Raw genomic sequence first — 12,049 nt, forward strand, 5'->3', positions numbered from 1 at the left:
CAGAACCTAGAGACTCATAACGAAAGGGAACCCCCGATATATCTGAACGATATATCGGGGGTTCCCTATACGTTTATATGTTCCGAGATTTTACGCTCCAGGCTCTATAACGCGCAGAGGTTTAGAGGTGATCCTCCGGGGCGTCCTTCTGCTCGGTCTTTGCCTCAGCCTCAGTTGCAACAGCCTCGGTCTCAGCCGCCTCAGCCTTAGCAACATCAGTCTTAGCGTCTTCAGCCTTAGCTTCTGCCGGCTTAGCCTCGCTCTGAGCGGGGGCACTCTTAGCGGCAATCTCAATCTTCGACTCGCCAAAGACCAGCGCACGCGCAGTATCAGCAGGAACCGGCAGAGTCTGCGGCTCATCCGCACGAACCGGCTTCGGAGTGTTGTCACGGTAGCCGCGCGCACGCTCCTGATCCACGCCGGTGCTGAATGCGGAAGACAGCGCCGAACCAGCGCCCAGCAGGGACGCCGCGACAGAGCCGGCAGCCGGCGCCGAAGCGCGACGAGCAGGCTCACCGCTCACAGTATGGGTGCTGTCCCACTGCTCGTATGCCTCATCCAGGTCAGCCTGATCGTCCAGAGCACGCTCAGAAGGAGTCGACTCAGACGACGCGGAAGAAGCAGACTCAGCTTCCTCAACCTTACGAGCCGCCTGCTCGTCAGCCTCCGCACGAGTCAAGATGGTCGGAACAACCTCGCGCAGTTCCTCCACCGAAATTGCGCCCTCACGAACCACCACGTAGGGGAAGGAGGTGCAATCCAGAATCGTGGACGGTGCCGGCTCACGCTCAGTCACCACAACCACGCCGTCCTCATTCGGCTCAGATTCAAGCGGCTTAGGACGAGCGCCACCGTCAATGATCACGGCAACGTCCTCGCCCAGGGAATCCATGGCGGTCTGCGCATCCAGAGCGGCTTCCTGACCGGTCTTGTTCGCGCTCGAAACCGCCAGCGGACCGTGCTCAGTCAGCAGCTTCAGGGCGAACTCATCATCGGGAACACGCACGGCAACGGTACCGCGGGTCTCGCCCAAATCCCAGCTCAGCGACGGGTACGCGTGAAGAATAATAGTCAGCGCGCCGGGCCAGAAGCGGCCACCCAGGTCGTAAATATCGTCCGGAACGTCGTCGACCACGCCAGCGAGCGCAGCAAGATCAAAGATCAGTACGGGCGGCGGCATGGTGCGGTCGCGGCCCTTATCTGCCAGCAGCTTGGCAACGCCTTGATGCGAGAAAGCATCGGCGGCAATACCGTAGACGGTATCGGTGGGCATCACAATCGTGTCGTGCGCCTTCAGCGCCTCGCGGGCAGCCTCGATGGCCTCGCGGGTCTCAGTTTCAGTCGTTACGGGGTACAGCTTTGCAGTCACGGGTCTTATTCTCTCATGTTTTTCTGGATGCGGCGAGACACCGGCACCCACAACGCGCCATGTGGAAGCGCTCTTCCGGGGGTTCGTCATATTTCACCGGCTCTAGGCTGGTTACGGGGGCGGACGCGTTGCCTTCACGCAGCCCAGCACGGGCTAGGTGGTGCATTTACTAGTCTAAAGGCTCTAGTGGGCGCGGTTTATAACCGACGCTATGACGCGGACGATTATTCAGGTCACGCACCGGGTAGCAGCGCTCGAAGCCGACGCGTGCTAGCAGCTTGGCGACGGCTTCTTCCTGGGTGTCGTCGTGCTCCATGATGAACAGACCGCCGGGGGCAAGAAGCTCGAAGGCGCGGGCGGCAATTGCGGAGGGCATCTGCATGCCGTCCTCTCCCCCGCCGTACAGCGCCATGTCCGGGTCGTGCAGGGCGGCTTCCGGGTCGGCGGGTACGTTCGCCGGCGGAATGTACGGAGGGTTCGAGAGTACCGCGTCGAAGGTTCCGGCAAGCTCGGGCAGGGCGGTGAGAGCGTCCCCCTGCACCAAGTGCACGCCGAGCGGCTCCAGATTTTTACGGGTGTAGGGGATGGCATCTTCGGAGAGTTCCACCGCGAACACCTGGGCGTTCGGCAGTTCGCTCTTGATTGCCGCGGCGATAGCCCCGGAGCCGGTGCATAGGTCGACGATGCGCAACTGACCGGTTGCCGATTTGGTGCCGCTTGCTGATTTGGTGCGTGTGTTCAGCACTTTGAGGGCTTCTTCGACGAGTAGCTCGGTCTCGGGGCGGGGTACGAACACGCCCGGCCCGACCGACAGTTCTAGACGGTAGAAGGGAGCGGATCCGGTGATGTGTTGCAGCGGTTCGCGGCAGGCGCGGCGGGCGACCAGTGCCTCGTACTCTGCGACCTGTTCGGGGGTGAGCCGCTCCCCCATGAGCGCGGCGTGCTGGAGGCGCGAGCGTGAGCCGTCGTAGAGCAGGTGCGCGGCGAGTAGCTCGGCGTCGACGCGGGGGCTGGGCACCTGCGCCAGTGCCGCGGTGGCGCGTGTGAGTACCTGCGCGAGTTCTTCCCCGCGCGGGTCGTGCACATTCACCTTCATGAGCTCTCCTTTTTCATCTCTCAACGGCTCAAAACCTGTCACAGTATATGGCTGAGGGGCTCCACCGCCGTAGCGGCGAGCCCCTCACCAACATCTCACGTCGATTCAGCGAATCGGCACGAGTCTATATACAGAACTACTTCTGTACAGAGCTACTTCTACTTCTGTTCCTGGCCCACCTGAGCGAGGCGGTGCGCCTCATCCATTTCAATAGCGGACTGAACCACAGGCTCCAGGTCACCATTCAGTACAGCATCCAGGTTGTACGCCTTGTAGCCGGTACGGTGATCCGCAATGCGGTTCTCTGGGAAATTGTAGGTACGGATACGCTCCGAACGGTCCATGGTACGCACCTGCGAAGCACGGTGCGCCGCGTTCTCAGCGTCAATCTGCTCCTGCTGGTGAGCCAGCAGTCGCGCACGCAGAACGCGCATCGCAGCTTCACGGTTCTGCAGCTGAGACTTCTCATTCTGCATCGCCACCACAATACCGGTCGGCAGGTGGGTAATACGCACCGCCGAGTCAGTGGTGTTCACAGACTGGCCACCGGGGCCCGAAGAACGGTACACGTCAATCTTCAGGTCGTTCTGGTTAATCTCGATTTCCTCGGGCTCATCCACTTCGGGGAACACCAACACACCGGCGGCGGAAGTGTGAATACGGCCCTGAGACTCAGTCGCCGGAACACGCTGCACACGGTGCACACCACCCTCATACTTCAGGTGCGCCCACACGCCCTCAGCCGGCTCATTCGAGGAGCCCTTAATAGCAATCTGGGCATCCTTATAACCGCCCACGTCAGTGCTGGTCGAAGAAATAATCTCAGTCTTCCAGCCCTTGTGCTCGGCGTAACGCATGTACATGCGCAGCAGGTCACCAGCAAACAGAGCCGCCTCGTCACCACCGGCACCAGCCTTCACCTCAAGAATGACGTTACGGCCATCATCCGGGTCACGCGGAATCAGCAGGCGGCGCAGCTTCTCCTGAGCAACCTCCAGCTCCTCCTCCAGACCGGGAATCTCCGCCGCGAAATCCGGATCCTCATCAGCCATCTCGCGAGCAGCCTCAAGGTCATCCTTCAGCGAAGTGTACTTATTGTATGCAGTCACAATACCGGTCAGCTCCGCGTAGCGGCGGCCCACACGGCGTGCCTTACCCTGATTCGCCTGCACGGCGGGGTCAGCCAGCTGATTCTGCAGGTCAGCGTGCTCATCCAGCAGAACCTGAATAGATTCAAACATTCTGTTCTCTCTTCCATCTCCCGCACTTTACGCCGCACGGGCAGGCACTAGACATCTCACACCCCTCACAACGGGGATGCACAAAACGAACGGCTCACGCGCCCCACCCACAATGAGGAGGTGGGGCGCGTGAGATACGAGCCTTAGTCGACCAGACGCAGACCGTTCTTCTGAACCGTCAGAAGGAACTCCACGTTGCTTTCAGTCTTACGCAGCTGGTTGGTCAGAACACCCAGAGCCTGCTCGGGTTCCATACCCGCCAGGGCACGGCGCAGACCCCACATAATCTTGATCTCATCCGGGGAGAGCAGGTTCTCCTCGCGGCGAGTACCAGAAGCATTAATATCAACCGCCGGGAAGATACGCTTATCCGCCAGCTGACGGGACAGGCGCAGCTCCATGTTACCGGTGCCCTTGAACTCTTCGAAGATCACTTCGTCCATCTTCGAGCCGGTCTCAACCAGGGCGGTAGCCAGAATGGTCAGCGAGCCGCCCTCTTCAATGTTGCGGGCAGCACCGAAGAACTTCTTCGGCGGGTACAGTGCGGCAGAATCCACACCACCGGACAGGATACGACCGGATGCGGGAGCCGCCAGGTTGTATGCGCGGCCCAGGCGGGTCATGGAGTCCAGCAGCACGACCACATCGTAGCCGAGCTCCACCATACGCTTCGCACGCTCAATAGCCAGCTCAGCCACAGTGGTGTGATCCTCAGCGGGGCGGTCGAAGGTCGAGGCAATAACCTCACCCTTAACGGTGCGCTGCATATCGGTTACTTCTTCAGGACGCTCATCCACCAGGACCATCATCAGGTACACGTCCGGGTTGTTCACGGTAATCGCGTTCGCAATAGACTGCAGCATGAGGGTCTTACCCGCCTTCGGCGGGGACACAATCAGACCACGCTGACCCTTACCAATCGGGGACACCAGGTCCACCACGCGGGTGCCCAGCTTCTTCGGGGTGGTCTCCAGGCGCAGACGCTCCTTGGGGTACAGCGGAGTCAGCTTCGAGAAGACGCGGCGGTTCGCTGCTTCCTCAACGCTCTGACCGTTAATCGCCTCAACCTGAACCAGCGCATTGAAACGCTGACGGTTGTTCGACTCACCCTCGCGCGGCACACGAATCGCACCGAGCACGTGGTCACCCTTACGCAGATTGTACTTCTTCACCTGAGCCAGGGAGACGTACACGTCGTTGGTGCCGGGCAGGTAGCCGGTGGTACGCACGAAAGCGTAGTTATCAAGAATGTCCAGAACACCCGAAATCGGTGCCAGCACATCGTCTTCGTTCAGGCGAGGCTCGTTCTCCTCGCGGCGGCGAGCCTGCTTCTCAGCACGCTCAGCCTGGCGGTCACGCTTAGTGCGACGCTCGGTGCGCTCCGCGCGTTCTGCACGCTCAGCAGCCTTACGCTCGGCACGTTCACTACGCTCAGCGCTGCGCTCTGCACGCTCAGCCTGACGGTCACGCTTAGTGCGGCGCTCGGTACGCTCACCATCCTGATCGCGGCGACGCTCACGAGTGCGGGTACGCTTCGAGCTCTTCTCACCGTCGGGGGTACCAAAAGTCATGTCCAGGGCAGCGTTCAGGCTGTCCAGGCTCGCGGTGCCGTCAGCGGTAGTAGCCTTCAGCTCAGCAGAGTTACCGGGCAGGTCAATCTGCTCCGAACGCTCGCCAATACGCTCAGCAGCCAGCTCAGCGCGCACATCCAGCGGAGGAAGCTCAGCGGGCTTCTCGTCCTTACGGGTGCGGGTGCGGCGGGTACGCTTCTCAGACTTCTCGTTCTGCTCAGTCTTCTCGGACTTCTCAGCCGATGCGTCCTCACCCTCAGCGGCACGGCGAGCGCGCGCACGCTTCTGAGCGGGAGTCTCGTAACGGGAAGAGCGGGTGTGCTTCTCAGACTTTTCAGCCTTCTCAGCGCCCTCAGCGGGGGCTTCAGCAACCTCAGCGTTTTCGGTCTTCTCTGCCTTTGCCTCAGCATCCTTCTGGGCGCGAGTACGGCGGGTACGGCGAGGCTTAGACTCCTCAGCCTTCTCAGCAGCGGGGGTATCAGCAGATTCAGCAGCAGCCTCAGTGGGCGCGTCAGACTTGGATGCTTCAGACTTGGGCGCAGCAGGAGCGGCTACGGCGCCACCACGCTGATGCTCCTCAAGAGCCTGAACCAGCTCAGCCTTCTTCAGCTTCAGATAGCCTCGGATACCAAGCTGCTGGGCGAGGACACGCAACTGCGCGACCTTCAAGTTCGCAAGTTCCGGTGCGGCAGCTTCCGTACCGTACTCATCGGTGACAACAATATTCTTTGCCAACTACAATTCCTTTGGTTATAAGCCCTGAAAATCTTCAGAATAAAGATCGGGCGGGCGCTATAGCGCGGTCAAAGGTTTAGACACTGCCGAAAGAAAACAGCAGTCTGCACCTTCGACTCCCTCGAACCGCACTGGAGGCGGTTCGCGTCTCTTACCGTACCCGCTGATTCAGACACAGCGAGCACACACGGAAGATAAGGCGCTCTATCACAAATGTGGGCAAGCCCAAACCATCATCTCTAAGAACCATCTACGCGAGATGAAGAGGACGGATTGGTCACTTTGAAAGGGCACCCGCCGCGAAACCGAACCCCCAGAAAAGTCTTCCCCTATGCGTCAGAAATAAAGAAAGACATTAATCCCAAAGGCACTCCCCCGAACCCTGCCGGCTCCCGCTCAGATACAAAAGCATCTGAGGCATCAGGGGAAACGGAAGTACGTTACGAAGGATAGTATCGACGGTCTACATTGAACGACGGGCGAACCTCAACATAGGACGAACTAATAACGTCCTACTGAGTAACTATAACACCTTCAGTGTCAATTTCAAGGGGAAGCACCCGCCAGTTCAAGCGGCAATCCACAATAGCGCTACAAGGGTGAGTCGCCTCAAACTCGGCAATCGCCTCCTGAACCTGTCGCACCTGCTCGTCACCGTGCGCAAAGGTCAAAACAGTAGGGCCAGCGCCAGAAATCACCGCAGCAAAACCCTGACTGCGCAGGTACGCAACCAGCACAGCGGACGGCTCCATCGCGGTCACGCGGTACCCCTGATGCAGGTAATCCACGGTCGCATCCATCAGGTACTCGGGAGCATCAGAGAGAGTGCGCACCAGCAACGCCGCACGAGCGGAGTTCGCCACCGCCTCAACGTGGGGCATCTCCTCAGGAATCAACGAACGAGCAAGCTTCGTCGACACCTCATAATCGGGCACAGCCACCACAGGGTGAACATCAGGATGCACCGGAATAATCAAGGTCTTCCAGTTGCCCATCTCACCCCAGGACACCGACAGGTTGCCGTAAATCGCCGGAGCCACATTATCCGGGTGGCCCTCCATATCGGAGGCGACCTGCAGCATCTGCTCACGGCTCAGACGGTGCTCCTCCGGTAGCAGACCGCTCGCCGCAGCTACACCCGCCACAATAGCCGACGCCGAAGAACCCATACCGCGAGAATGCGGAATCTTATTATCAGCAATCAGCTTCACCGGCGGCAGTTCATCCAAACCAGCCGCCGCAAAACCAGCCTTCATCGCCTGCAAAACCAGGTGGCTCTCGTCGCGAGGAACATCCGCGCTACCCTCACCGCTGAGCTCAAACTCCAGGCCGGATTCAATACGCTCAACAACCAGCTCATCATAGAAGCCAAGACCCAAACCCATGCTGTCATAGCCGGGGCCCAGGTTAGCGCTCGTAGCGGGAACGCGGACCTTAACGGACGCGCCCACCGGAATATCAGAAATATGCAGGGAAGACATGAGAAGAACCTCGCGATCGGTGACGTAATGAGTGAATAGGTGAAAGATACAAAAAGGGCTGTCATGCAGGTGCACCCCGCCCCGAAAAATCGGGACGGAGTGCACAACGTAGTATGAATAGGCTAGTGCAAATCGAGAATATCTGCCACAGCAACCACGTCGAAGGGAGCCTTAGTCGGCTCAACCTTCACGCCGTTCACAGCCTGCAGAGCCCACTGCGGGTCCTTCAGACCGTGACCGGTCACGGTAATCACGATGGTCTTACCCTCGGGAGCTTCACCGGCGCGGTGCTTCTTCAGCAGACCCGCAACGCCAGCAGCCGAAGCCGGCTCCACGAAGACACCCTCACGGGCAGACAGCCAGCGGTGCGCCTCCAGAATCTCCTCATCGGTGACAGCCTCAATCACGCCGCCGGACTCGTCACGAGCAGCTTCAGCCTTCTCCCACGAGGCGGGGTTACCGATACGAATCGCGGTCGCAATGGTCTCAGGAGCCTCAATCGGGTGACCAGCAACGATCGGTGCAGCACCAGCAGCCTGGAAACCCCACATAATCGGACGCTTAGTCGCAACCGGCTCCAGAACCTTACCGTCACGGTTGGTGTAAGGCTCCGAGTACTCCTTGTAGCCCTTCCAGTACGCGGTGATGTTACCCGCGTTGCCAACCGGCAACAGGTGGTAATCGGGAGCATCACCCAGGGTGTCGACAACCTCAAACGAACCGGTCTTCTGACCCTCAATACGGTAAGGGTTGACCGAGTTCACCAGGAACACCGGGTAGTTCTCGCTGAGCTTGCGAGCAATCTCCAGGCAGTTATCGAAGTTGCCGTCAATCTGAATGATGTCAGCACCGTGAGCGATAGCCTGAGACAGCTTACCCATAGAAATCTTGCCGTCCGGAACCAGCACTGCACAGCGCATACCAGCCTGCAAAGCGTACGCGGCAGCCGAAGCGGAAGTGTTACCGGTCGAAGCACACACAACAGCCTTCGCACCGTCACGCTTAGCGGCGGTCATCGCGCTGGTCATACCGCGGTCCTTGAACGAACCGGTCGGGTTCATACCCTCAAACTTCAGGTAAACGGTGTTACCGGTCTCAGCAGACAGTGCCGGCGCGTGAATCAGCGGGGTACCACCCTCACCCAGGGTCACAGCCTTCACATCGTCCGCGAAAGGCAGACGGTCACGGTACTCATTGATAACGCCCTGCCACACGTGTGCCATTGGCTTCTCCTTCAATCTTGGCGCCCCGCTCACCGGACCTCCCATAGGTCCGGCGCGGTAGCGGGTACGCGGGTTAGTTAGTGAGCGATGCACCCGCAAGCGAGCATCGCAGGTTTAGTGAGCGGCGCGTGCCGCACATAGATAACGCTTTTGAACCTTAGTGCTTCTCGGACTCCACGCGGATGACCGAGTTCACCTCACGCACAGTGTCCAGAGCGTCAATCACAGCAATCGCACGGCGCAGATCGGAATCCTTCGCCGAGTGGGTCACCATACGAATCTGAGCCGCGCCCTCCTTCGGGGTGGACTGGCGCAGCGAATCCACCGAAATACCGTGCTCGGCAAGGATACGGGTAATATTCGCCAGAACGCCCAGGCGGTCCTCCACCAGAACACCCACCGAGTAGCGGGAAATCACATTGTCCAGGCTAGTTGCGTGCAACTGAGCGTGAGAAGTCTCCGGAACACCGGGGCCGCCCAGCACCAGACGACGCGCCAGGGACACGAAGTCACCCAGAACAGCCGAAGCAGTCGGAGCGCCACCCGCACCGGGACCGTAGAACATCAGCTCGCCAGCGTTCTCCGCCTCCACGAACACAGCATTGAACGCACCGTGCACGCCCGCCAGCGGGTGCTGACGCGGAATCAGGGTCGGGTTCACGCGAATGTTCGCGCCGTTCTCACCCTCGCGCTCGCAAATAGCCAGCAGCTTGATGACGTATCCATCAGCATCCGCGGCAGCAACATCATCAGCGGTGATGGAGGTAATGCCCTCGGTGTGCACATCATCGATGGTGAAGTCAGAGTGGAACGCCAGCGAAGCAACAATCGCAGCCTTCGACGCGGCATCGTGGCCCTCAACGTCAGCGGTCGGGTCAGCCTCCGCGTAACCCAGCTTCTGAGCCTCAGCCAGTGCATCCGCGAAGGAAGCGCCGGTGGTGTCCATCTGGTCAAGAATGTAGTTGGTGGTGCCGTTCATGATGCCCAGAACGCGGGTCACACGGTCACCAGCCAGGGAGTCACGCAGGGGGCGCAGAATCGGGATAGCGCCCGCAACAGCAGCCTCGTACGAGAGCTGAGCACCGGACTCGTCAGCGGCAGCCTGCAGCTCCACACCGTGCTTAGCCAGCAGCGCCTTGTTACCGGAGACCACAGACTTACCCGCCTTCAGAGCACGCAGAATGCGAGTGCGAGCCGGCTCAATACCGCCGGTCAGCTCGATGACCACGTCCGCCGCATCAATCAGGGATTCAGCGTCGGTGGTGTACAGCGAGGGGTCCGCATTCCAGTGGCGGGATGCATTAGTATCGCGCACAGCAATACCGATCAACTCCACGGGGGCGCCAATGCGCTTCTCAAGGACGGCGTTATCCTCGACCAGGATACGAGCAGCCTGGGAACCGACATTACCGGCACCAAGCAGTGCTACTTTGATCTTTTCAGCCACGATAGTCTCTTTCTACGGTCTGTTCCGGGTTCGCCCCGGTATCTCTTCGGGCTAAGGCACGGATGCGGCGCAGAGCACGCACCCAACAACCACTTTATCAAGAGGCGGGGACGGCTCAGCAGCCTCAAGGTGCGACTTTTACTCTCTGAGATGAGGTTTCCCTCACAGTTATGAGGTGAACCTTATCTTCTGCAAAGTTTTGAACGCACAAAACCGTGAAGCCCCACCCGCAACCGCCACCTCACGACGCGCATTGCAAGGACGGGAACTTCACGGTTTCTCAGGTTCCGGGGTTCTGAGGTTCTGGGGTTATGAGCTAAGGACTCTAGATATCCGAGCCCATATCCAGCGCCAACATATCCTCCTCGCACTGACGGCGAATCATCACGCGCGAAGGCTGACCCTGCGCGGTCGCAATCACCGGCGGGCGAGTCAAGAAGTTATAGTTCGAACCCAGCACATAGCAGTACGCACCGGTCGCCGGAACCGCCAGAATATCGCCAGCCTGCAGATCAGCAGGCAGGTAGCAGTAGCGAACCACCACATCGCCGGACTCGCAGTGCTTACCCACCACGCGAGAGAGCACCTGCTCCCCCGCCGGGGCGCGATTCGCCAGGGTCACCGAATAATCCGATTCGTACAGCACCGGGCGGGCGTTATCGCTCATACCGCCGTCCACCGAAACGTAGCGGCGCACGCGAATCTCGCCGTTCTCGTCCTCGATGCTCACGTTCTTGATGGTGCCGACCGTGTACAGGGTCGCGCCCGAAGGACCGGAAATGGAACGGCCCGGTTCGAAAGACATGTGCGGAATCTCCATGCCCAGACGCTCGCAGGTCGCCGCAACGGAAGCGGCAATCGACTCGGTCACCTCGGTAATGGAGCGGGGGTGATCCGCCTCGGTGTAGCCAATACCGTAGCCGCCACCCAGGTCCAGCTCCGGCAGGGTCACGCCCAGGTCACGGTTGAGGCGGTTCATGAACTCCAGGGCGGTAGTAGCCGCCTGCTCGAAGCCCTCCGCCTCAAAAATCTGCGAACCGATATGGCAGTGAATACCGCGGAAATCCAGGGAATCGGTCGCGTTCAGAATCGCGGCAGCCAGTGCCGCGTAAGAATCGGTCGCCTCAACACCCCAGTGTTCCATCTCTGCTTCTTCCAGACCGGCGAGCGCGGCGGTGCCGGGCTGCAGGGACATGCCGAACTTCTGGTCCTCGTGCGCGGTCGCAATGGACTCGTGAGTCGAAGCATGCACGCCGGGAGTGATGCGAATCAGCACCGGAACCGGGGCGTAAGGCTCCTCGCCCTCAGCCACACGCTCGGCGGCAAGCTCGGCGTACACGTCCTCAATGAGCTTGAGCTCGTCCACCGAATCAGCCACCACGCGGCCCAGACCGTTACGGATCGCGCGGGCAATCTCAGCCTCCGACTTGTTGTTACCGTGCAGAGCGATATTCGCGCCCGGCATCTGCGCGCGCAGAGCCAACGCCAACTCACCACCGGAGGCGGTATCCAGGCACAGCCCCTCCTCGGTCGCCCAGCGCGCCACCGCGGTGGACAGGAACGACTTACCGGCGTAGTAGACGCTCACCTTCGCACCGTGCGCGGCGAAAGCCTGCTCAAAAGCAGTGCGGTAGGCGCGGGCGCGGGCACGGAAAGTCGTCTCGGAGAAAACGTACTGCGGGGTTTCGTGCTCAGCGACCAGGTCGCTGACGGTCACGCCATCAATACATAGCTCGCCCTGCTCATTGCGGGTGAAGGAGTCAGTCCAGATGGTGCGGGACAGGGCCTCGGGGTGCTCGGGGTAGGTGAGCCATTCGGGGGCGTAGAGGGCGCGGGCTTCGCTCATCGTGTCTCTTTCTTAGCTATCTTTGCCGGCATACGCTCAA

The 12,049-nt window shown here is 60.2% G+C and carries 8 protein-coding genes; all 8 read right to left on the reverse strand.

From position 1 onward, the window contains the following. Positions 1–121 precede the first annotated feature (121 nt). Positions 122–1,369: an L-threonylcarbamoyladenylate synthase gene (locus RM6536_RS00735; protein WP_060823645.1), complete on the reverse strand. Its 1,248-nt coding sequence runs from the start codon at positions 1,367–1,369 to the stop codon at positions 122–124. Positions 1,370–1,538: 169 nt separating this feature from the next. Next, entirely contained in the window at positions 1,539–2,465 is a 927-nt protein-coding gene (gene prmC, locus RM6536_RS00740; RefSeq protein ID WP_060823646.1) for a peptide chain release factor N(5)-glutamine methyltransferase, read from the reverse strand. Between the two features lie 158 nt (positions 2,466–2,623). Next, positions 2,624–3,706, reverse strand: a complete 1,083-nt coding sequence (gene prfA / locus RM6536_RS00745; protein WP_005507792.1) for a peptide chain release factor 1 — start codon at positions 3,704–3,706, stop codon at positions 2,624–2,626. A 143-nt stretch (positions 3,707–3,849) separates the two neighbouring features. After that, positions 3,850–6,012 carry a transcription termination factor Rho gene (gene rho, locus RM6536_RS00750; RefSeq protein WP_060823647.1) on the reverse strand — a complete coding sequence of 721 codons (2,163 nt, stop codon included), beginning with the start codon at positions 6,010–6,012 and terminating at the stop codon, positions 3,850–3,852. Between the two features lie 512 nt (positions 6,013–6,524). After that, the gene (thrB, locus tag RM6536_RS00755) at positions 6,525–7,493 is read right to left on the reverse strand and encodes a homoserine kinase (RefSeq protein ID WP_060823648.1); all 969 of its coding nucleotides are present in this window, start codon (positions 7,491–7,493) and stop codon (positions 6,525–6,527) included. A 122-nt stretch (positions 7,494–7,615) separates the two neighbouring features. Then, complete coding sequence (thrC, locus tag RM6536_RS00760) at positions 7,616–8,716, reverse strand: threonine synthase (protein WP_060823649.1); 1,101 nt, start codon at positions 8,714–8,716, stop codon at positions 7,616–7,618. 157 nt (positions 8,717–8,873) lie between these two features. Then, positions 8,874–10,163 carry a homoserine dehydrogenase gene (locus tag RM6536_RS00765; protein WP_049337337.1) on the reverse strand — a complete coding sequence of 430 codons (1,290 nt, stop codon included), beginning with the start codon at positions 10,161–10,163 and terminating at the stop codon, positions 8,874–8,876. 325 nt (positions 10,164–10,488) lie between these two features. Then, positions 10,489–12,009, reverse strand: a complete 1,521-nt coding sequence (locus RM6536_RS00770) for a diaminopimelate decarboxylase family protein (RefSeq protein ID WP_060823650.1) — start codon at positions 12,007–12,009, stop codon at positions 10,489–10,491. Between the last annotated feature and the right edge of the window lie 40 nt (positions 12,010–12,049).

Origin of the sequence: Rothia mucilaginosa, assembly GCF_001548235.1 — a bacterium.
Lineage (GTDB): Bacteria > Actinomycetota > Actinomycetes > Actinomycetales > Micrococcaceae > Rothia > Rothia mucilaginosa_B.

Coding starts and splice junctions, on each gene's coding strand:
- prmC (WP_060823646.1), bottom strand. CDS start 2,465: ATGAAGGTGAATGTGCACGACCCGCGCGGGGAAGAACTCGCGCAGGTA.
- prfA (WP_005507792.1), bottom strand. CDS start 3,706: ATGTTTGAATCTATTCAGGTTCTGCTGGATGAGCACGCTGACCTGCAG.
- thrB (WP_060823648.1), bottom strand. CDS start 7,493: ATGTCTTCCCTGCATATTTCTGATATTCCGGTGGGCGCGTCCGTTAAG.
- thrC (WP_060823649.1), bottom strand. CDS start 8,716: ATGGCACACGTGTGGCAGGGCGTTATCAATGAGTACCGTGACCGTCTG.
- RM6536_RS00770 (WP_060823650.1), bottom strand. CDS start 12,009: ATGAGCGAAGCCCGCGCCCTCTACGCCCCCGAATGGCTCACCTACCCC.